Below are 21,127 nucleotides of genomic sequence, written 5' to 3'. Positions count from 1 at the left end.
CGCCGGGCGCGGTACACCGTACGGGCCCGTCATCTTCGGCGGGACCTACGTCGTCGCACCTGGGGAGACGGGCATGAGCGTGACGAGTCGGTACCGGGACGCCTGGGAGGGCTTCTGGAGCGAGGCACCCGAGGGGCAGGGCGCGGTGTTCTGGGACGCGGAGCCGATACTGACCGCCGGCCGGCACCTGGCCCACTTCGAGCCGCACCTGACCGACCCCGGACTGCCGATGATCGACGTCGGCTGCGGCAACGGCACCCAGACCCGCTACCTCGCCGACCGCTTCCCGCACGTCGTCGGCGTCGACCTCTCCGCCGCCGCCCTCGGTCACGCCCGCCACGCCGACCCCGCCGGACAGGCGGTGTACCGGCAGTTGGACGCCGCCGACAAGGCCGAGGCGGAGACGCTGCACGCGGAGCTGGGCGACGCCAACGTCTATGTGCGGGGCGTCCTGCACCAGTGCGCGCCCGACGACCGCCAGCCGCTGGCCGACGCCCTCGCCGCACTCGTCGGCGGCCGCGGCCGGGCCTTCCTGGTGGAGCCCTCCCAGTCCGCCGGGACCGTGCTGACGGGCCTGGCCCAGGGACCCGACGGGCCGCCGGCCAAGCTCGCCCCCGTCCTCCGGCACGGCCTGACCCCCGGCGCGGTCCCCGACGAGGCGGTGCCCGAGTACCTCCGCGCGGCCGGCCTCACCGTCCTGGCGAGCGGCGAACTCCCGCTGATAACCACGGAGTACACGCCGGACGGCACACGCATCGAGCTGCCGTCGGCGTGGGTGGTGGCGGGAAAGGACGGGTGAACGGCGGTCCGAGGCGTCCGACCAGCCATTGGTCTGGGCCGGTGAGAGTTTTCCACAGGCCTGGCTGGCATTCGACGCGACCGCGTAACGTGGCGCAGCATGAAGATCCTCATCAGCGCCGACATGGAAGGCGCCACCGGTGTCACCTGGCCGGCCGACGTGCTGCCGGGGACGCCGCAGTGGGAGCGGTGCCGGTCGATGTTCACCTCGGACGTGAACGCCGCCGTGCTGGGTTTCCTCGACGGCGGCGTCGACGAGGTGCTCGTCAACGAGGCCCACTGGAGCATGCGCAACCTGCTCCTGGAGCGGCTCGACGAGCGTACGCAGATGCTCACCGGCCGGCACAAGGCGCTGTCCATGGTGGAGGGCGTCCAGCACGGGGACGTGGACGGTATCGCGTTCATCGGGTACCACGCGGGCGCCGGCATGGAAGGCGTCCTCGCGCACACCTACCTCGCCAACCAGATCACCGGCGTGTGGCTGAACGACGTACGGGCCAGTGAGGGTCTGCTCAACGCGCACGTCGTCGCCGAGTACGGGGTGCCCGTGGTACTGGTCACCGGGGACGACGTGGCCTGCGAGGACGCGCTCGGGTACGCGCCCGAGGCGCCGAAGGTCGCGGTCAAGGACCATGTGTCGCGGTACGCGGCCGTGTGCCGGACGCCGGCCAGGACCGCCGCCGACATCCGGGCGGCGGCCAAGGAGGCGGCGGCGCTCGCGGTGCGGTACGAGCCGGTGGACGGCGGGCCGTTCACCGTCGCCGTGGAGTTCGACGCCGAGCACCTGGCGGCGGCCTCGACGGTCGTGCCGGGTGTGGCCCGCGTCGGGGAGCGGAAGGTGGCGTACACCCACGACACCATGTTCGAGGCGATCCGTACGTTCAAGGCGGTCACCACGATCGCCTCGGCCGCGGTGGAGGAGCAGTATGGCTGAGCGGGCGCAGCACCCGGACGCGCAGGCGCTGGACGAGGTCGTCCGGTTCACCTCCGAGCTGATCCGGATCGACACGACGAATCGGGGTGGCGGCGACTGCCGCGAGCGTCCGGCCGCCGAATACGCCGCCGCGCGGCTCGCCGAGGCCGGGATCGAGCCCACGCTGCTGGAGCGGACCGCGGGCCGGACCAACGTCGTGGCCCGTATCGAGGGCACCGACCCGTCGGCCGGTGCGTTGCTCGTGCACGGTCATCTGGACGTCGTGCCCGCCGAGGCCGCCGACTGGAGCGTGCACCCGTTCTCCGGCGAGATCCGCGACGGTGTCGTCTGGGGGCGCGGCGCCGTCGACATGAAGAACATGGACGCGATGATCCTCGCCGTCGTGCGCGACTGGGCCCGGCAGGGGGTACGGCCCCGGCGCGACCTCGTGATCGCGTTCACCGCGGACGAGGAGGCCAGCGCGGAGGACGGTTCCGGATTCCTCGCCGACCGGCACGCCGCGCTGTTCGAGGGCTGCACGGAGGGCGTCAGCGAGTCGGGGGCGTTCACCTTCCACGACGGTGCCGGCCGGCAGTTCTACCCGATCGCCGCCGGTGAGCGCGGCACGGGCTGGCTCAAGCTCACCGCGCGGGGGCGGGCCGGCCACGGTTCCAAGGTGAACCGGGAGAACGCGGTCAGCCGGCTCGCGTCGGCGATCACCCGCATCGGCCACCACGAGTGGCCGCTGCGCCTGACCCCGACCGTGCGCGCCGCCCTGACCGAACTCGCCGCCGTCTACGGCATCGAGACCGACCTCCGGGACGTCGACGCGCTCCTGGACAAGCTCGGACCCGCCGCGGCGCTGGTCGAGTCAACCGTCCGCAACAGCAGCAACCCGACCATGCTGGACGCCGGCTACAAGGTCAACGTCATCCCCGGCGAGGCCGTCGCCCACGTCGACGGGCGGTTCCTGCACGGCTGCGAGGACGAGTTCCGCAGCACTCTCGACCGGCTCACCGGGCCAGACGTGGACTGGGAGTTCGCCCACCGCGAGGTCGCCCTCCAGGCGCCCGTGGACTCGCCGACGTATGCCCGGATGCGCGCCGCCGTCGAGGAGTTCGCCCCGGAGGGGCACGTGGTGCCGTACTGCATGTCCGGTGGCACGGACGCCAAGCAGTTCTCGCGGCTCGGCATCACCGGGTACGGATTCGCGCCGCTGAAGCTGCCCGAGGGCTTCGACTACCAGGCCCTCTTCCACGGCGTCGACGAACGCGTCCCCGTCGAGGCGCTGCACTTCGGCGTCCGCGTCCTCGACCGCTTTCTGCGCACGGCCTGACGGACACCCCCTGGGGTCCGCCCGACAAGGAACTGGAGGAGACGTGGGGGAGTCAGTGCGGACTCTGCCGTACGGATCGTGGCCCTCGCCCATCGACGCGGCCCTCGCCGCCGAGCACGACGGGCGCCCCGAGGACGTGGGCTTCGTCGGCGACGAGGTGTGGTGGACCGCGCCCCGGCCCACGGAGGGCGGGCGGCGCACTCTGCTGCGGCGGCGTCCCGACGGCACCGAGGAGCCGGTGCTGCCCGCGCCGTGGAACGTCCGCAGCCGTGTCATCGAATACGGCGGCCGGCCCTGGACCGCCCTGATGACCGGCACCGGGCCGTTGCTGGTCTTCGTGAACTTCGCCGACCAGCGGCTGTACGCCCACGAGCCGGGCGGCGGCGAGCCGCGTCCGCTGACGCCCGTCTCCCCGGTGGGCGGCGGGCTGCGCTGGGCCGAGCCGCACCTGCGGCCCGAGCGCGGCGAGGTGTGGTGCGTCCTGGAGGAGTTCACCGGCGACGGGCCCGGCGACGTGCGCCGGGTGCCGGCGGCGGTGCCGCTGGACGGCTCGGCGGCCGGCGACCGGGACGCCGTCCGTGAGCTCACCGGGGACCGGCACCGCTTCGTCACCGGGCCCCGCGTCTCGCCCGACGGGCGGCGTGCCGCCTGGCTCGCCTGGGACCACCCGCGCATGCCCTGGGACGGCACCGAGCTGATCGTCGCCGAGATCGGCCCCGAGGGCACGTTCCGGGACGCCCGGACCGTCGCCGGCGGGCCCGAGGAGTCCGTCGCCCAGGTGGACTGGGCCCCCGACGGCGCCCTGCTGTACTCCTCCGACCGCACCGGCTGGTGGAACCTCTACCGCGACGGGCAGCCGTTGTGCGCCCGTGAGGAGGAGTTCGGCGGACCGCTGTGGAAGCTCGGCCGGCGCTGGTTCGCACCGCTGGACAGCGGCCTGATCGCCGTAGTGCACGGCCGTGGCGCCACCGCCCTCGGCATCCTCGACCCCGAGAGCGGCGAGGTCGTGGACGCCGCGGGTCCCTGGACAGAGTTCGCGGCCACCCTCGCCGCGCACGGCGAGCGCGTGGTGGCCGTCGGCGCGAGTCCGCGCACCTCTCACGAGGTGGTGGAACTGGACGCCCGTACCGGCCGGGCCCGGGTGATCGGCGCCCCGCACGACGACGCGGTGGACCCGGCGTACTACCCCGAACCGCGGATCCGCACCTTCACCGGCCCCGCCGGGCGGGACATCCACGCACACCTGTATCCGCCGCACCACCCCGGCTGTGCCGCACCGGACGGCGAGCTGCCGCCCTACGTGATCTGGGCACACGGCGGCCCCACCACCCGGTCGCCCCTCGTGCTGGACCTGGAGATCGCCTACTTCACCTCGCGCGGCATCGGCGTCGCGGAGGTCAACTACGGCGGCTCCACCGGCCACGGCCGGGAGTACCGCAACCGGCTGCGCGAGCAGTGGGGGGTCGTCGACGTCGAGGACTGCGCCGCCGTCGCCCTCGCCCTCGCCGACGAGGGCACCGCCGACCGGGAGCGGCTCGCCGTGCGCGGCGGCAGCGCGGGCGGCTGGACGGCCGCCGCCTCGCTGGCCACGACCGACGTCTACGCCTGCGGCACGGTCAGCTATCCGATCCTCGACCTGACGGGCTGGGGCACGGGGGAGACCCACGACTTCGAGTCGCGGTACCTGGAGAGCCTCGTCGGCCCGTACGCCGAGGTGCCCGCCCGGTACGCCGAGCGGTCGCCCGCCGAGCACGCCGACCGGGTCACCGCGCCCTTCCTGCTGCTCCAGGGGCTCGACGACGTGATCTGCCCGCCCGTGCAGTGCGAGCGGTTCCTCGCCCGCATGGCCGGCCGCGGGGTGCCGCACGCGTACCTCACCTTCGAGGGCGAGGGGCACGGATTCCGCCGGGCCGAGACGATGGTGCGCGCCCTGGAGGCGGAGCTCTCCCTCTACTCCCAGGTCTTCGGCCTCGACTCGCGCGGCATCCCCGCCCTGGAGCTGACCCGATGAGGGACCTGGTCAGGCCGTCCCGGCTGGCCGCGGGCGCCCGGGTGGCCGTCGTCGCACCCAGCGGTCCCGTGCCCGAGGAGCGGCTGCAGGCGGGTCTGGACGTGCTGCGCGGCTGGGACCTGGACCCGGTCGTGGCACCGCACGTCCTGGACCGGCACGGCACCTTCGACTACCTCGCGGGTACCGACGCCGACCGGGCCGCCGACCTCCAGGCCGCCTGGTGCGACCCGGCCGTGGACGCCGTGCTGTGCGCCCGCGGCGGCTACGGCGTCCAGCGCATGGCCGACCTGCTCGACTGGGAGGCGATGCGTGCGGCCGGACCCAAGGTGTTCGTCGGCTTCAGCGACATCACCGCGCTGCACGAGGCCTTCGCCACCCGTCTGGGCCTGGTCACGCTGCACGGGCCCATGGCCGCCGGGATCGACTTCACCAAGAACGCGCGGGCGCAGGAGCACCTGAAGGCCACCCTGTTCGCCCCGGAGACGGTCCGCGTGATCGCCTCCGGCGGCGCACCCATGGTCCCCGGCCGGGCGCGCGGCGTCACCCTCGGCGGCTGCCTCGCCCTGCTCGCCGCCGAACTCGGCACCCCGCACGCCCGTCCCTCCGCGCGCGGCGGGCTGCTGTGCCTCGAGGACGTGGGGGAGGAGACGTACCGGCTGGACCGCTACCTCACCCAGCTCCTGCGGGCCGGCTGGCTCGACGGGGTCGGCGGGGTGCTCCTCGGGTCGTGGCAGGAGTGCGAGCCCTACGAGCGGTTGCGACCGATGCTGGCCGACCGGCTCGGCGGCCTCGGCGTGCCGGTCGCCGAGGACTTCGGCTTCGGCCACTGCGAGGGGGCGCTGACCGTCCCGTTCGGCGCGGCGGCGGAACTGGACGCGGACGCGGGCACCTTGACGCTGGACGGGCCGGCGCTCGGCTGATCACCGCGCCGACCGGCCCCGCGCGCGGCGGCACCGCGTCGTAGGCTGGCGAAATGCCGCACAACGCGTCCCGCCACCTCGCCGAGGCCCCCCGCGTGGGCATACGGCCCTTCACCTACGAGGACGGCGCCGAGTTCACCGCCCGGGCCCGGGAGAGCAAGGACCTGCACCGCCCGTGGCTCTTCCCGCCCGACAGCGTCCAGGCCTACGACGCCTACGCGGCCCGGCTGATCGAGGACCCCACCAAGGCCGGGTTCCTGGTGTGCGAGAAGGAGGCGGACGGCGGGCGGGACGGCTCCATCGCCGGGTTCGTCAACATCAACAACATCGTCGGGGGCGGCTTCCTCAGCGGCGCGCTCGGCTACGGCGCCTTCGCGCACGCGGCGGGCCGCGGGCTGATGCGCGAAGGGCTGGACCTCGTCGTGCGGTACGCGTTCGGACCGATGCGGCTGCACCGGCTGGAGATCAACGTGCAGCCGGGCAACGCCGCCTCGATCGCGCTGGCCCGCGCCTGCGGCTTCCACCTGGAGGGCTTCTCGCCGAGGATGCTCCACATCGGCGGGGCCTGGCGCGACCACCAGCGCTGGGCGATCACCGCCGAGAGCGTGACCCAGGACTGAGCCACATGGTGCCCCGGCCCGGCACCGTCCACCGCGGGCCGCGAAACCCGCGGCCGAGCCCGCGCGGCGTCGTCTCCGCCGCCCGGTCCTCCGTGATCGCGCCCGCCCTCCGCTCGCCGTCCGCCGCGTCCGACACCACGGCGTGCCGCGTCGAGAAGCGCCTCGCAACGCCGCCGAAGGGGCGCCCGGCGACCCGGACGTGAGCGACGTCGCGCGAACGTGACCGACGGCGCCCCTGTTCACGGCACCGGTGAGCGGCTTCCATGGGGAACCGTGACGACGATCCGACGTGAGGTACTGACCCTGCCCGCCGCGCCGCTGGGACCGGACAACCCGCTGCCGCCGCTGCGCCCCCTGGACGAGGCCCACCACATCGACGAACGCGACCGGGCCGGCCTGCCGCGCGACATGGCACGCCAGGTCGACTACGAGCCACTGCGCAGCCTGCTGCCGCTGCGGGTCCGGGACGGCTACGACCGCGAGCGCGAGCCCCGGGAGGTCGACGCCCTCGTCATCGAGAACGACCGGCTGCGGGCCACCGTCCTGCCCGGCCTCGGCGGCCGCGTCGCCTCCCTCCACCACAAGCCGACCGACCGCGAGCTGCTCTACGTCAACCCCGTGCTCCAGCCCGCCAACTTCGCCCTCAACGGCGCCTGGTTCTCCGGCGGCATCGAATGGAACATCGGCGCCACCGGTCACACCACCCTTGCCTGCTCACCCGTGCACGCCGCCCGCGTGCCCGCCCCGGACGGCGGGGAGATGCTGCGCCTCTGGGAGTGGGAGCGGCTGCGGGACCTGCCCTTCCAGGTGGACCTGTGGCTGCCGGAGGGCTCGGACTTCCTCCACGTCGGCGTCCGGATCCGCAATCCGCACGAGCGCCCGGTCCCCACCTACTGGTGGTCCAACATCGCCGTGCCCGAGGACCGCCGCGTCCTCGCCCCGGCCGACGAGGCATGGCTCTTCGGCTACGAACGGCGGCTGCGGCGGGTGCCCGTCCCGTCGTACGACGGGACCGACCGGACGTACCCGCTGAACAGCACCCACCCCGCCGACTACTTCTACGAGGTGCCGGACGGCCGGCGCCGCTGGATCGCCGCCCTCGACGAGCACGGGCACGGGCTGGCGCAGACGTCGACCGACCTACTGCGCGGCCGCAAGCTGTTCGTGTGGGGCACGGGATCCGGCGGGCGGCGCTGGCAGGAGTGGCTCACCGAGCCCGGCACCGGCGGCTACTGCGAGATCCAGGCCGGGCTCGCCCGCACCCAGTTGGAGCACGTCAGGCTGGAGGCGGAGAGCGAGGTGTCCTGGCTGGAGGCGTACGGGCCGCTCGACGCGGCGCCCCGGGGCGAGTGGCACGCCGCACTGCGCCGCGCCGAGGACCGGCTGGAGGCGGTCCTGCCGCGCGACGACGTCGACGCGGCGTACGAGGCCTGGCTGCCGTACGCCGACGCCGAGCCCGGTCAGAGCCTCGCCACCGGCTCGGGATGGGGCGCGCTCGAAGTGCTGCGCACGGGCTGGAAGCTGCCCGGCACGCCCTTCGCCGAGGACACCCTCGGCGACGAGCAGCGGCCCTGGCTGCACCTGCTGCGCACCGGTTCGCTGCCCGAACCGGGGCGCCACGAACCGCCCGGGAGCACCCTGGTCGCCCGGCCCTGGCGGGACATGCTGGAGACCACGGCCGCCACACCGATCGCCGAGTACCACCTCGGCGTCGCCCAGTGGCACGGCGGCGACCGGGCCCAGGCGGTGCGCAGTTGGGAGCGCGGCCTGAAGACCGCGCCCGCCGGCTGGCCCCTGCTGCGCTGCCTCGCCGTCGCCGACCGGGAGGACGGACACCACGAGCGGGCCGCCGACCGGTACACCGAGGCCTTCGACGACCTGTGCGAGCGACTGCGGGAGCAACGGGAGGAGACGGACGTCCGCGTCGAAGACGCCCAGTGGACGGCCGTCGCCGCCGCGCTCGGCCGCGAGGCGATCGAGGCGCTGCTCGCGGTCGGGCGCACGGCGGACGCCCGTGCCGTGTGGCAGCGGCTGCGCCCCGCGACCCGAGCCCGCGGCCGGTTCCGGCTGACCGAGGCGGAGCTGCTGGCCGCCGAGGGCCGGCGCGAGGCGGCACGGGCCGTCTTCGACGAGGGCTTCGAGGTCGCCGACCTGCGGGAGGGTGCGGAGAGCATCGGCCGGCTGTGGGCCCGGCTCGGCGACGAACCGCTCCCGGCCCGCCACGACTTCCGGATGCGGCCGGACGGAGGGTGAGCCCGCCCGGCCCGCCGCTACGCCCGCCGGTCCACGTACTCGTAGATCGTGCCGTCCGGGTGCCGGGCGATCAGGTTGCGGCCCGCCGGCGTCGGGACCGGGCCCGCGATGATGTCCGCGCCCAGCGAGGTCAGGACACGATGGGTCTCCTCGACGTCGGTCACGGCGATCGTCGCGGTGATCTTGCGCAGTACCTCGAGCTGGGACTCGGGGCCGCTCATCAACAGGAAGCAGCCGACCGCGGCGACTTGGACACCGCCGCGTTCGAAGCGGTGGGCCGGACCGCCGGCCAGACCTTCGTAGAAGGGGATCGCCTTGTCCAGGTCGTCGACGTAGATGCGCAGTGTGGCTCCCAGAATGTCCATGCGGAAGAGCCTAGTTGGGCGCGGCGGGGCCGCACTCACGGTCCGGCCCCATGGAAGTTCCGCCCGCGGGTACCCGCGACGTATGGACCGCATGGATCACTTGGAACACCTGGACAAGCATCTGGTCGACGAACTGGCGCAGGTGGCACGCGAGACCGTGCGCGACGAGCTGCGTGAGCAGACGCGGAAGCAGCGCCGCAAGGCCACGCTCTACGCCGCGTCCGGTGCCGCCGCCCTGTACGCGGGTGCCGCCCTCGCGCTCACGGTGGGCCTGGCCCTCGCCACCGGCCTGCCGGACTGGGCCGCCGCGCTGATCACGGCCGTCCTGCTGGGCGTCGTGGCCTACCTGCTGCGCGGTGCGGCCCGGCCGGGGTCCGCCCACGGCCCGGGACACGGCGGCGCACTCGGCGGAACCGCGCCGAGTGCGCCGCCGAACGGCCTGGGCGTGCCGTACCCGCCGATGCCGCCCGCCGCGCCCGGCGGCGTCGGCGGCACGAGCGGCGCCCCGGTGGCGGGCACGCCCCCGCCGAGCGCCACCGGGCCCGCGGCGCCGCCCCGGGAGGGCGTCGACCCCGCGGCCCCGCGCGACCGCGGTTGACCGGCCGCGACTCGGCAGACACGGCGCCCCCCGAATCCGCGGAAGCGGTTCGGGGGGCGCCGTGTCTGCGTGTCCGCGCCGCTCAGGTGGCCCGCTGGAGCTGAGGCAGCACCTTGGTGCGGTAGAAGTCGAAGAAGCCGCGCAGGTCGGGGCCGATCTGGTTGACGTAGACCCGGTCGAAGCCGGCGTCGGCGAACTGCTGGAGCTGCGCGACGTGTTCGTCCACGTCGTCGCCGCACACCCGGTTGTCCCGGACCATGTCCTCGGTGACCAGGGTCTGTGCCTGCTCGAAGTGCTTGGGCGAGGGCAGCACCTGGCCCAGCTCGCCCGGCAGCAGTTCGTTGGCCCACAGGCGGTGCACGGTGCGTACCGCCTCGTCCCGGTCGGTGTCGTAGCAGACCTTGGTGCCCCCGCTGACCAGCTTGGCGCCGCCCCCGCCCTTGCGGTACTGCTCCACCATCGAGGTGTCCGGCATCATCGTGATGTAGCCGTCGCCCACCCGGGACGCCAGTTTGGTCGCCGCCGGGCCGAAGCCGGAGATGTCGATCGGCACGGGCTCGTCGGGGACGGTGTACAGGCGGGCGTTCTCCACCGTGTAGTGCGTGCCGTGGTGGTTGACCTCCTCGCCCGTGAACAGCCGGCGCATGATCAGGACGGCCTCCTCCAGCATCTCCAGGCGTACGTGCGCGGCCGGCCAGGCGTCCCCGAATATGTGCTCGTTGAGCGCCTCGCCAGTGCCGACGCCGAGCCGGAAGCGGCCGTCCGTCATCACCGCGCTGGTCGCCGCGGCCTGGGCCACCACCGCCGGGTGGATACGCAGGGTCGGGCAGGTCACCGCCGTCTCGACGGGCAGGGACACCGCGTCGGACAGCGCGCCGATCACCGACCACACGAACGGGCTCTGTCCCTGCTCGTCGTTCCACGGGTGGTAGTGGTCCGAGATCCACAGTGCCTGGAATCCGGCCTGCTCGGCCATCCGCGCCTGCTCGATCAGCTCCGCGGGACCGTACTGCTCGCACGAGAGGAAGTAGCCGTACTCGGGCATGGGGCGCCTCCGGGACATGACGGGGGTGGGTCCCGGCCCGGGTACCCGGGGGCCCGGCCGGAAACCGGCGGTTCGGGGCGTCGAACGGGGCCGCCGTACGGGCCCGGCGCACGTTTGGAGGGCTTGGCCAGGGGGACGCGGAAGGCTCACGAGGTACGCGACAGCCCGGAGGCGAACCGTGAGCCGACCCCGCATCGTGATCGTCGGTGCCGGCTTCGCCGGGTACCGGACGGCCCGCACCCTGTCCCGTCTCACCCGGCACCAGGCCGACATCACCCTGCTCAACCCGACCGACTACTTCCTCTACCTTCCCCTGTTGCCCCAGGTCGCCGCCGGAATCCTGGAACCCCGCCGGGTCAGCGTGTCCCTGTCGGGCACCCTGCCGCGCGTGCGGCTGGTGCTCGGCGAGGCCGACGGCATCGACCTCGACGGGCAGACCGTGCACTACACCGGCCCGGAGGGCGGCGAGGGCACCCTGTCCTACGACCGGCTGGTGCTCGCCGCGGGCAGCGTCAACAAGCTGCTGCCCATTCCCGGCGTCGCCGAGCACGCCCACGGCTTCCGCGGGCTGCCGGAGGCGCTGTACCTGCGCGATCACGTCACCCGGCAGGTGGAACTGGCCGCCGCGGCCGACGACCGCGCGGAGTGCGCCGCCCGGTGCACCTTCGTCGTGGTCGGCGCCGGATACACCGGCACCGAGGTCGCCGCGCACGGCCAGATGTACACCGACGCGCAGGTCCGGCGACACCCGATGCGCACCGGCATGCGGCCCCGCTGGATGCTGCTGGACGTGGCGCCACGGGTGCTGCCCGAGATGGACGAACGCCTCTCCCGCACCGCCGAGCGGGTGCTGCGGCAGCGGGGCGTCGACGTGCGGATGGGAACCTCCGTGAAGGAGGCCACGCACGACGGGGTCCTGCTCACCGACGGCACGACGGTCGACACCCGAACGCTGGTGTGGTGCGTGGGCGTACGGCCCGACCCCCTCGTGGAGTCCCTGGGGCTGCCCATGGAACGCGGCCGCCTGCTCGTCGACCCGCACCTCCAGGTGCCGGGGCGGCCCGAGGTGTTCGCGTGCGGTGACGTGGCGGCGGTGCCCGACCTGAACCAGCCCGGCCAGTACACGCCGATGACCGCACAGCACGCCTGGCGGCACGGCAAGGTCTGCGCCCGGAACGTCGCCGCGTCGCTCGGCGTCGGCGAGCGGCGGGCGTACCGCCACCGTGACATGGGGTTCGTCGTCGACCTGGGCGGCGCGAAGGCCGCCGCCAACCCGTTCGGCCTCCCGGTGTCCGGCCCGGCGGCGGGCGCGGTGACCCGGGGCTACCACCTCGCGGCGATGCCCGGCAACCGTGTCCGGGTCGCCGCGGACTGGCTGCTCGACGCGGTGCTGCCCCGGCAGGCCGTCCAACTGGGCCTCGTACGCTCCTGGTCCGTGCCTTTGGAGTCGGCGTCGCCGGAGGTGGCGCGGGTGCCGGGCGGTGCGGCGGCCCGGAAGAGGGAGGGAGCGCCCGCGGGAGACGAGCCCGCCGAAGGCCAGCCGACGACGGACACGCCCGGCGAGGCGCGCGCCCGGCACCAGGCTGACAAGGGTCGGGCCGACACGGGACAGGCTGACAAGGGACAGGCAGGCAAGAGCCGCCCCGGCGGCGAACCCGCCAAGAATCAGCCGGGTGGTGAGCCTGCGAAGGGTCAGCCGGGTGGTGAGCCTGCGAAGGGTCAGCCGGGTGGTGAGCCTGCGAAGGGTCAGCCGGGTGGTGAGCCTGCGAAGGGTCAGCCGGGTGGTGAGCCTGCGAAGGGTCAGCCGGGTGGTGAGCCTGCGAAGGGTCAGCCGGGTGGTGAGCCTGCGAAGGGTCAGCCGGGTGGTGAGCCTGCGAAGGGTCAGCCGGGTGGTGAGCCTGCGAAGGGTCAGCCGGGTGGTGAGCCCGCGAAGAGGCAGCCCGCTGCTGAACCGGCCAAGGGCCGTCCGGCCGGTGCCGCCGCCAAGCCCCGTCCCGCCCGCGCGCCCGCCAAGCCGCCGTCCACCGCGGCGCCCGCCAAGCCGCCCTCCGCCAACGCCCCCGCCGAGCCGCGGCGGCCCGGCGCGGCGCCCGGGAAGCCCCGGCCCGCCGGCGCGGCGCCCGCCCCGGCCCGGTCGGCCGGGGCTCCCGAAGACCCCGGTCCCGAACCCCCAGCGCACCAGCCGCCCCCCGGACCCGACATCGCCCCCGGCCCCGTCAAGCGCACCGACGGCCGCGCCGTGGAAGGAGACTCATGAACACCGGTGAACTCGTCGACCTCGGACAGCAGCTACGCGTCGACAGCGTACGGACGTCCGCCGCCGCGGGCTCCGGACACCCGACGTCCTCGATGTCCGCCGCGGACCTGATGGCCGTGCTCCTGGCCAACCACCTCCGCTACGACTTCGAGCGCCCCGCCCACCCCGGCAACGACCGCTTCGTCCTGTCCAAGGGACACGCCTCCCCCCTCCTCTACTCCGCCTACAAGGCGGCGGGCGCCATCGACGACGAGGAACTGCTCACCTTCCGCAAGCTGGGCAGCCGCCTGGAGGGACACCCCACGCCGCAGCGGCTGCCGTGGGTCGAGACGGCCACCGGTTCGCTCGGCCAGGGGCTGCCCGTCGGTGTCGGCATCGCGCTGTCCGGCAAGCGGCTGGACCACGCCGACTACCGTGTGTGGGTCCTGTGCGGCGACAGCGAGATGGCCGAGGGGTCGGTGTGGGAGGCCGCCGAGCACGCCGGGTACGAGCACCTCGACAACCTCACCGTGATCGTCGACGTCAACCGGCTCGGCCAGCGCGGCCAGACCCGGCACGGCCACGACCTCGACGCGTACGCGCGCCGTTTCCGGGCCTTCGACTGGCACACGATCGAGATCGACGGCCACGATGTGGACGCCGTCGACCGCGCCTACGGCGAGGCACTGTCCACCAAGGGCCAGCCCACCGCGATCATCGCCCGCACCCTCAAGGGCAAGGGGGTGAAGGCCGTGGAGGACCGCGAGGGACAGCACGGCAAGCCCCTCCCCGAGGCCGAGGAGGCCATCGCCGAACTCGGCGGACCCCGCGACCTCCGGGTCCGGGTGCAGGAGCCGCCGTCCGCACGGGCGCTGCACTCGGCCGGCACCGGACAGACCGAGTTGCCCCGTTACGACAAGGGCGACGAGGTCGCCACCCGCAACGCCTTCGGCGAGGCGCTCGCCGCGCTCGGCACCGCCCGCGGTGACGTCGTCGCCCTCGACGGCGAGGTCGGCGACTCCACGCGGGCCGAGTTCTTCGCCAAGGAGCACCCCGAGCGCTACTTCGAGTGCTACATCGCCGAGCAGCAGATGGTCGCCACCGCGGTCGGCATGGCGGCGCGCGGCTGGGTGCCGTTCGCCACCACGTTCGCCGCCTTCCTGACCCGTGCCCACGACTTCGTGCGGATGGCGTCCGTCAGCGGCTCCGGTATCAACCTCGTCGGCTCCCACGCGGGCGTCGCCATCGGCCAGGACGGGCCCAGCCAGATGGGCCTGGAGGACATCGCGATGATGCGGGCCGTCCACGGCTCGACCGTGCTGTACCCGTGCGACGCGAACCAGGCCGCCCGCCTCGTCGCCGAGATGGCCGGCCTGGAGGGTATCCGCTACCTGCGCACCTCACGCGGCGAGAGCAAGGTGATCTACAGCCCCGACGAGGAGTTCTCCGTCGGCGGCAGCAAGGTGCTGCGCTCTTCCGACCGCGACCGGCTCACCGTCGTCGCGGCCGGCGTCACCGTGCACGAGGCGCTCGCCGCGGCCGACGCCCTCGCCCAGGACGGCATTGCGGTCCGGGTGATCGACCTGTACTCGGTCAAGCCCGTCGACCGGGCCACCCTGCGCGAGGCCGCCGAGGACACCGGCTGCCTGGTGACCGTGGAGGACCACCGCCAGGAGGGCGGCATCGGCGACGCCGTCCTCGACGCGTTCTGCGACGGACGGCCCGTGCCCCGCCTGGTCCGGCTCGCCGTCGGCACGATGCCGGGCTCCGCGACCCCGGCCGAGGAGCTGCACGCCGCCGGAATCGACGCCGAGTCCGTCGAGGCGGCCGTACGGATGCTGGTGGAGCAGGCGATCGTGCGGTGAGCGGTGACGCCGTACGGACCGTCCGGGCCGGCCGGCACGCGGTGGAGGTCCACCGGCCGGACAAGGTGCTGTTCCCCGAGGGCGGCGGCGCGAAGGAGTACACCAAGGGCGATCTCGTCGACTACCACCGTGCCGTCGCGCCCTTCATGCTGCCGCACCTGCGGGGCCGCCCGCTGATGCTGGAGCGGCACCCGGACGGTGTCGACGGACCGCGGTTCATGCAGAAGAACACCCCGGAGCACTACCCGGACTGGATCGGCCGCGTCGAGGTGGGCAAGGAGGGCGGCACGGTCTGCCACACCGTCTGCGACGACACCGCCACCCTCCTCTACCTCGCCGACCAGGCCTCCCTCACCCTGCACCGCTGGCTGTCCCGGGCCGGGCGGGTGGACCGGCCGGACCGGATGGTCTTCGACCTCGACCCGGCCGGTGACGACTTCGAGGAGGTCCGGGAGGCGGCCCGGCTGCTGGGCGGGCTGCTCGACGAGCTGGAACTGCCCTCGGCCCTCATGACCACCGGATCCCGGGGCCTGCACGTGGTCGTACCGCTGGGTGGCCGCCAGGACTTCGACGGCGTGCGGGAGTTCGCCCGGGACGTGGCCGAGGTCCTGGTCGCGGCCCATCCCGGCCGGCTCACCACCGCCGCCCGGAAGAAGGACCGCGGCGACCGGCTGTACCTCGACATCCAGCGCAACGCCTACGCGCAGACCGCGGTCGCCCCCTTCACCGTCCGTGCCAGGCCCGGCGCACCCGTGGCCACGCCCATCGCCTGGGACCAGCTCGACGACCCCGCGCTGCACGCCCGCCGCTGGACGATCGCGGACGCCGTCGACCAGGCGCGCACCCGGCCCTGGGCCGGGCTCATGAGCCGTGCCCGGGCCCTGGGGCCCGCCCGGCGGCGGCTGGACACCCTGCGCGGCTGACCCCCGCGCGGCCGAGGGGGCAGGGGGCGGGGCGGTGGGCGTCGGCGGGTGGCACATGCACGCGCCGATGGAGGTTTGGCGAACACTCTTGCGGCCACACGAAGGGGGAGGTGGCCATGTCGAACACGAACAACACGCCCGAATCGCAAGGCTCACAACAGAGTTCACATAAGTCACAGAGAACACAGAAGACCCAAGACTCACAGGAGTCGCGTCGGCCCCGGCCGATGGAGGTGCTGCGCGACGCGCGCGCCCAGCTCGCGGAGCTCACCGGCATGACCGCGGAGTCCGTGTCGTCCTTCGAGCGGACGGAGGAGGGCTGGTCTCTGGAGGTCGAGATCCTCGAACTCGAGCGGGTGCCCGACACGATGAGCCTGATGGCGAGCTACCAGGTGGAGCTCGATGCCGAGGGGCAGCTCACCGGCTACCGGCGGGTCCGACGCTACGAGCGCGGGCGGGCCGACGCGCGCGGATCCGGCGGCCGCTAGGCCGCCCGACCCGCCCGGCCCCGGCCGACCGAACGCACCCACACCCAAGATGGAGGAACAGCAGGCATGAGTGTCGTACCGGCACAACAGACCGGCGGCGGAGGCGGCAGCAGCGGTCTCTACGACGTGCTGGAGCTCGTTCTGGACAGGGGGCTCGTCATCGACGCATTCGTGCGCGTCTCCCTGGTCGGCATCGAGATCCTGAAGATCGACGTTCGCGTCGTCGTCGCCAGCGTGGACACCTATCTGCGCTTCGCCGAGGCGTGCAACCGGCTCGATCTGGAGGCCGGGCCGCGCAAGGACCCGGGTCTGCCCGACCTGGTCGGCGAGATGACCGAGTCCGGCGCCCGCGGCAAGTCCAAGGGGGCGCTGTCCGGCGCCGCCGAGACCATCTCCGACGCGTTCAAGCAGGCCCGTGACGAGGGCGGCTCCGAGCGCGAGACCACATCGCGTCCGCGCGCCCGCAAGGCCGCGCCCTCGCGCCGGAAGGAGGAGCAGGAGTGAGTACGTACGTCTACGGCATCACCGCCGGCTCCCACGCCTCGCTGCCCGAGGGCCTCAGTGGCGTCGGCGATCCGCCGCGGGAGGTGCGGATCCTGAAGGAGGGCGAGCTGGCGGCCGTCGTCAGTGACGCGCCCGAGGGACTGCGCCCCAAGCGCAGGGAGCTGCTCGCCCACCAGAACGTGCTGAGCGAGGTCGGCGCGGCGGGCTGTGTCCTGCCCATGCGCTTCGGCAGCGTCGCCCCGGACGACGAGGCGGTCACCGGTGTGCTCGCCGAGCGGGCCGAGCACTACCGGGAACGCCTCGGGGCGCTGGACGGCCGGGTCGAGTACAACATCAAGGCCAACCACGTCGAAGAGGCCGTCCTGCACCACGTGATGGCCGAGAACCCGGAGATCCGCGCGCTGGCCGAGTCCAACCGGCAGGCGGGAGGCGGAAGTTACGAGGCCAAGATTCAGCTCGGCGAGATGGTCGCGGCCGCGGTCAAGGGCAAGGAGGCCGAGGACGCCACCACGCTGGAGCGGGCCCTGGAGCGGGCCGCCGACGCCGTGAGCGTGGGTCCCGAGTCCACCGGCTGGCTGGCCAACGTGTCGTTCCTGGTGAACCGCGAGTCGGCCGAGGAGTTCCTGGCGGCCGTCGAGCAGGCCCGCAGGGAGATGCCGCACCTGGAGGTGCGCGTGAACGGTCCGCTGCCGCCGTACAGCTTCGTCGAGCCCGGCCCGGCCGAGCCCGCGGGCACCGCGGCCGGTGGCGTGGACGCCGGAGTGGGGTGACGACGTGGGACTGATCTCGGAGGTCCTGCTGCTGCCGTTCGCCCCGGTGCGCGGCAGCGGGTGGGCCATCAGACAGGTAATGCGCGAGGCCGAGCGGATCTACTACGACCCCGCCACGATTCGGGCCGAACTAACCCGTCTGGAGGAGCAGTTGGAGGCCGGCGAGATCACCGAGGAGGAGTTCGACCGACAGGAGGACGAGCTTCTGGACCGGCTGGAGATCGCTACGCGCACGAGCGCGGGATTGGGCAACGGGACGGCACCATGAATCGAGTCGGACTGGGCCTCGCGGTAGGGGCCGGTTATCTGCTGGGACGCACGAAGAAGCTGAAACTGGCGGTCGCCGTGGGCACCATGGTGGCCGGCAAGAAGATGAACCTGACCCCGAAGGGCATCGCGGAGCTGGTCTCCACTCAGCTACAGGACAACCCCCAGTTCAAGGAGATCGGCGACCAGCTACGCACCGATCTGCGGGGCGTGGGCAAGGCGGCCTCGGGCGCCATGGTCGAGCGGCAGATCGACGCGCTCGCCGACCGCCTGCACGGGCGTACCGCCCAGGTGCGCGACCAGCTCTCCGGCGTGGCGTCCCGGGCGCCGGGCGCCGGATCCGGCGACTCCCGTGACCCCGAGGCCTCGGAGGACTCGGAGTACGACGGCGAGCGCGCGGAGTACGAGGACGAGCGCTACGAGGAGGACGAGCCGGCCGGCGAGCGGTCCGGTCAGGAGCCGTCCGAAGAAGAGCGCGGCACGGAGCGGCGCCCGGAGCGGCGCGAACCGCACCGCGAGCGGGCCGCGAAGAAGGCCCCGCCCGAGGCACGGAGGGCCGCCAAGAAGGCGCCCGCGAAGAAGGCGGCCGAGGCGCCCGCGAAGAAGGCCGCGGCGAAGCGGGCGCAGCCCGCCGGGAAGACGGCCGCCAAGAAGACGGCCGGCAAGAAGACGGCCGGCACCCGGGGCGCCGCACGCGGGGCCGGGACCCGGCAGACGAAGGGCGGTGGTGAGCGATGACCGACACCGTCGGATCCGCCGCCTCCACGGCGGGCAAGGCCGCGAAGAAGAACCCGGTCGCGGACGTGGCCCGGAGCGAGGCGGCCGACCGCCTCAAGGAGGAACTGCAGGACTATCTCGCCGCCCAGCTCACGCGGCTGCTGACCGGTGTCGGCACCAAGCTCGGCGAGACCACCGGCAAGCTGAACGACATCGCCGAGGGCAACAGCCCCGGATTCGCCAAGCTCGCACTCGACGGCGGGCGCAAGCTCGCCGAGGGCAAGAGCCCCCTGCGGACCGCGTTCGAGGTCGGGGCCGGCAAGGTCAAGGACAACGTGGTCGGCGCCGTCAAGAACCTCGGCGGCGGCAAGGGCGGGAAGAAGGGCGGCGGCGGTCAGAAGCCGACCGTCATCATCGAGTACGTCGACGTCGGCGTACCGCTGCGCACGGCCTACGACCAGTGGACGCAGTACCAGGACTTCAGCACCTTCGCCAAGGGCGTCAAGAGCGCGAACCGCGCCGACGACACCTCTTCCGACTGGCAGCTCAAGGTCTTCTGGTCCAACCGGAGCTGGAAGGCGACGACCACCGAGCAGGTGCCCGACGACCGCATCTCCTGGACGTCGGAGGGCGCCAAGGGCTCGACGAAGGGCGTCGTCAGCTTCCACGAGCTGGCCGACAACCTCACCCGCGTGATCCTGGTCATCGAGTACTACCCCCAGGGGCTGTTCGAGAAGACCGGCAACATCTGGCGCGCCCAGGGCCGCCGGGCCCGCCTCGACCTGAAGAACTACGTCCGTCACATCACCCTCAAGGGCGAGGCGGACGACGGCTGGCGCGGCGAGATCCGCGACGGCGAGGTCGTCCGCAGCCACGAGGACGCCCTCGCGCAGGAGCAGGAGGAGAGCCAGGACGGCGCGGAGGCCCACGAGGGCGGGGAGGATGCGCCGGACGCCGGGTACGAGGACGAGGAGGAGGCGCCGGACGCCGGGTACGAGGACGAGGAGGAGGCGCCGGACACCGAGTACGAGGGCGAGGACGGGGGCGAGTACGAGGAAGAACCCGGGGAAGAGCCGGAAGACGAACCGGAGGCGGAGTACGAGGAGCCCGAAGCCGGATACGAGGACGACGGGGAAGCCGGCGAGGACGAGTACGCGTCCCGTGACGAGGACGAGGACGCCGACAGCGGGAGCCGTCGATGACCACACCCAGCCGGCTGCCCGATCCCTATGGCCAGGGACAGAGCGCCAATCTCGCCGACATCCTGGAGCGGGTGCTCGACAAGGGAGTCGTCATCGCCGGCGACATCCGGATCAACCTGCTCGACATAGAGCTGCTCACCATCAAGCTGCGGCTGGTCGTGGCGTCCGTCGACAAGGCCAAGGAAATGGGCATCGACTGGTGGGAGAGCGACCCCGCGCTCTCCTCGCGCGCCCGGCGCGACGAACTGACCCGGGAGAACGCCGAGCTGCGCGAGCGCCTGCGCGAACTGGATCCGGGCCGCGTACCGAGGGAGGCACCATGACCGGACTGCGGTACGTCTACGCCGTCTGCCGCCCCTTCGGCGCGGCCCTCCAGTCGCAGTTGACCGGGGTCGCGGGCGACCCGCCCCGGCTGCTGCCCCACGGTGACCTGGTCGCCGTCGTCAGCCATGTGCCCGAGGCCGACTTCTGCGAGGAGGCGCTCCGCGCCCACCTGGAGGACCTGGACTGGCTCGCCGGGACCGCCCGCGCCCACCAGCAGGTCATCGACGCGCTCACCGCCGTCACCACCCCGCTGCCGCTCCGGCTGGCCACCGTCTTCCGGGACGACAGCGGCGTACGCGTGATGATGGAGGAGCGCGGGGAGGCCTTCCGGCGCACGCTGGAGCGGCTGGACGGGCGGGTGGAATGGGGCGTCAAGGTGTACGTGGAGGCGGAGCCGGAGCAGGCCGCCGGACCGGAGCGGCCCGCCCCTAAGCCCGCCTCGGGCCGGGACTACCTGCGGCAGCGGCGCATGCGCACGCGGGCGAACGACGACCTGTGGAGCCGGGCCGAGGATTTCGCGACCCGCCTGCACGGGACGCTGGCCACCCGGGCCGACGACGCGCGGCTGCACGCGCCGCAGAACCCCCGCCTTTCCGGTGCGGCCGGACGGAACGTGCTCAACGCCGCCTATTTGGTGCGGCGCGACGTGTCGGAGGAATTCGTGGAAATGGTGGACCGGACGAAGGACGACGCTCCCGGAATTCGCGTGGAACTCACCGGACCGTGGGCGGCCTATTCCTTCGCCGGTGAAGAAGGGGCGGCCGGCGAGGAAAGCACGGGGGAGGGCTCATGACCGTCGTCGAACGCCGTGAGATCGCCCTCGTCGACCTGCTCGACCGACTGCTGGCCGGCGGCGTGGTCATCACCGGCGACGTCACGCTGCGCATCGCGGACGTCGACCTGGTCCGCATCGACCTGAACGCGCTGATCAGCTCGGTCAACCGCGATGTCCCGTCGCCGTTCGGGGACTGA

General features: G+C 73.4%; 22 protein-coding genes. 20 read left to right on the top strand and 2 right to left on the bottom strand.

The genetic code is table 11. The features are described 5' to 3' along the window. Nucleotides 1–73 precede the first annotated feature (73 nt). The 7 genes from B1H29_RS06695 to B1H29_RS06660 all read left to right on the top strand — a co-directional run bounded on the left by B1H29_RS06695 (nt 74) and on the right by B1H29_RS06660 (nt 8,851). Nucleotides 74–799 (top strand): class I SAM-dependent methyltransferase, encoded by a 726-nt coding sequence (locus B1H29_RS06695; protein ID WP_055419355.1) that lies wholly within the window; start codon nt 74–76, stop codon nt 797–799. A gap of 99 nt (nt 800–898) precedes the next feature. After that, entirely contained in the window at nt 899–1,732 is an 834-nt protein-coding gene (locus B1H29_RS06690) for a M55 family metallopeptidase (RefSeq protein WP_055419354.1), read from the top strand. Further along, entirely contained in the window at nt 1,725–3,047 is a 1,323-nt protein-coding gene (locus B1H29_RS06685; protein ID WP_055419353.1) for a M20/M25/M40 family metallo-hydrolase, read from the top strand. The genes B1H29_RS06690 and B1H29_RS06685 overlap by 8 nt, the downstream gene beginning before the upstream one ends. 43 nt (nt 3,048–3,090) lie before the next feature. Continuing rightward, nucleotides 3,091–5,058, top strand: coding sequence for a prolyl oligopeptidase family serine peptidase (locus tag B1H29_RS06680; protein ID WP_055419352.1), 1,968 nt, complete (start codon nt 3,091–3,093; stop codon nt 5,056–5,058). Then, entirely contained in the window at nt 5,055–5,978 is a 924-nt protein-coding gene (locus B1H29_RS06675; protein ID WP_055419351.1) for a S66 peptidase family protein, read from the top strand. Before B1H29_RS06680 ends, B1H29_RS06675 begins: the two co-directional genes overlap by 4 nt. A 53-nt stretch (nt 5,979–6,031) precedes the next feature. Then, nucleotides 6,032–6,598, top strand: coding sequence for a GNAT family N-acetyltransferase (locus tag B1H29_RS06670; protein ID WP_055419350.1), 567 nt, complete (start codon nt 6,032–6,034; stop codon nt 6,596–6,598). 273 nt (nt 6,599–6,871) lie between these two features. Beyond that, nucleotides 6,872–8,851, top strand: coding sequence for a DUF5107 domain-containing protein (locus tag B1H29_RS06660; RefSeq protein ID WP_055419348.1), 1,980 nt, complete (start codon nt 6,872–6,874; stop codon nt 8,849–8,851). Nucleotides 8,852–8,868: 17 nt separating this feature from the next. Here B1H29_RS06660 and B1H29_RS06655 read toward each other — a convergent pair whose 3' ends face one another. Beyond that, nucleotides 8,869–9,216, bottom strand: a complete 348-nt coding sequence (locus B1H29_RS06655) for a VOC family protein (protein ID WP_055419346.1) — start codon at nt 9,214–9,216, stop codon at nt 8,869–8,871. An 82-nt stretch (nt 9,217–9,298) separates the two neighbouring features. On the opposite strand from B1H29_RS06655, the gene B1H29_RS06650 reads away from it, so the two are divergent. Next, nucleotides 9,299–9,814 carry a phage holin family protein gene (locus B1H29_RS06650; protein WP_055419345.1) on the top strand — a complete coding sequence of 172 codons (516 nt, stop codon included), beginning with the start codon at nt 9,299–9,301 and terminating at the stop codon, nt 9,812–9,814. 82 nt (nt 9,815–9,896) lie between these two features. On the opposite strand, the gene B1H29_RS06645 is transcribed toward B1H29_RS06650, so the two are convergent. Next, a complete protein-coding gene (locus tag B1H29_RS06645) occupies nt 9,897–10,859 on the bottom strand; it encodes an LLM class F420-dependent oxidoreductase (protein ID WP_055419344.1) in 963 nt (320 codons plus the stop codon). 178 nt (nt 10,860–11,037) lie between these two features. Here B1H29_RS06645 and B1H29_RS06640 point away from each other — a divergent pair, with 178 nt between their 5' ends. The 12 genes from B1H29_RS06640 (at nt 11,038) to B1H29_RS06585 (ending at nt 21,127) form a co-directional block, all read left to right on the top strand. Next, complete coding sequence (locus tag B1H29_RS06640; RefSeq protein ID WP_079160063.1) at nt 11,038–13,116, top strand: NAD(P)/FAD-dependent oxidoreductase; 2,079 nt, start codon at nt 11,038–11,040, stop codon at nt 13,114–13,116. Next, nucleotides 13,113–14,960, top strand: coding sequence for a transketolase (locus B1H29_RS06635; protein WP_055419343.1), 1,848 nt, complete (start codon nt 13,113–13,115; stop codon nt 14,958–14,960). Before B1H29_RS06640 ends, B1H29_RS06635 begins: the two co-directional genes overlap by 4 nt. Then, on the top strand, nt 14,957–15,883 hold the full coding sequence (ligD, locus tag B1H29_RS06630; RefSeq protein ID WP_055419342.1) for a non-homologous end-joining DNA ligase: 927 nt from the start codon (nt 14,957–14,959) through the stop codon (nt 15,881–15,883). Before B1H29_RS06635 ends, ligD begins: the two co-directional genes overlap by 4 nt. A 116-nt stretch (nt 15,884–15,999) precedes the next feature. Beyond that, nucleotides 16,000–16,371 (top strand): gas vesicle protein, encoded by a 372-nt coding sequence (locus B1H29_RS06625; protein WP_079160714.1) that lies wholly within the window; start codon nt 16,000–16,002, stop codon nt 16,369–16,371. A 66-nt stretch (nt 16,372–16,437) separates the two neighbouring features. Next, a complete protein-coding gene (locus tag B1H29_RS06620; RefSeq protein WP_055419340.1) occupies nt 16,438–16,875 on the top strand; it encodes a gas vesicle structural protein GvpA in 438 nt (145 codons plus the stop codon). Further along, nucleotides 16,872–17,645 (top strand): GvpL/GvpF family gas vesicle protein, encoded by a 774-nt coding sequence (locus B1H29_RS06615; RefSeq protein ID WP_055419339.1) that lies wholly within the window; start codon nt 16,872–16,874, stop codon nt 17,643–17,645. Before B1H29_RS06620 ends, B1H29_RS06615 begins: the two co-directional genes overlap by 4 nt. A 4-nt stretch (nt 17,646–17,649) precedes the next feature. Next, the gene (locus tag B1H29_RS06610; RefSeq protein ID WP_055419936.1) at nt 17,650–17,913 is read left to right on the top strand and encodes a gas vesicle protein GvpG; all 264 of its coding nucleotides are present in this window, start codon (nt 17,650–17,652) and stop codon (nt 17,911–17,913) included. Next, the gene (locus tag B1H29_RS06605) at nt 17,910–18,650 is read left to right on the top strand and encodes a hypothetical protein (RefSeq protein WP_055419338.1); all 741 of its coding nucleotides are present in this window, start codon (nt 17,910–17,912) and stop codon (nt 18,648–18,650) included. Before B1H29_RS06610 ends, B1H29_RS06605 begins: the two co-directional genes overlap by 4 nt. Then, complete coding sequence (locus B1H29_RS06600; protein ID WP_055419337.1) at nt 18,647–19,831, top strand: SRPBCC family protein; 1,185 nt, start codon at nt 18,647–18,649, stop codon at nt 19,829–19,831. The genes B1H29_RS06605 and B1H29_RS06600 overlap by 4 nt, the downstream gene beginning before the upstream one ends. Beyond that, nucleotides 19,828–20,154, top strand: coding sequence for a gas vesicle protein (locus tag B1H29_RS06595; protein ID WP_055419336.1), 327 nt, complete (start codon nt 19,828–19,830; stop codon nt 20,152–20,154). The genes B1H29_RS06600 and B1H29_RS06595 overlap by 4 nt, the downstream gene beginning before the upstream one ends. Continuing rightward, nucleotides 20,151–20,948: a GvpL/GvpF family gas vesicle protein gene (locus B1H29_RS06590; RefSeq protein ID WP_055419335.1), complete on the top strand. Its 798-nt coding sequence runs from the start codon at nt 20,151–20,153 to the stop codon at nt 20,946–20,948. Before B1H29_RS06595 ends, B1H29_RS06590 begins: the two co-directional genes overlap by 4 nt. Continuing rightward, nucleotides 20,945–21,127, top strand: a complete 183-nt coding sequence (locus B1H29_RS06585; protein ID WP_055419334.1) for a gas vesicle protein — start codon at nt 20,945–20,947, stop codon at nt 21,125–21,127. Before B1H29_RS06590 ends, B1H29_RS06585 begins: the two co-directional genes overlap by 4 nt.

Origin of the sequence: Streptomyces pactum (genome assembly GCF_002005225.1) — a bacterium.
GTDB classification, from domain to species: Bacteria; Actinomycetota; Actinomycetes; order Streptomycetales; family Streptomycetaceae; genus Streptomyces; species Streptomyces pactum_A.
This window is presented reverse-complemented; position numbering and strand designations above follow the sequence as displayed.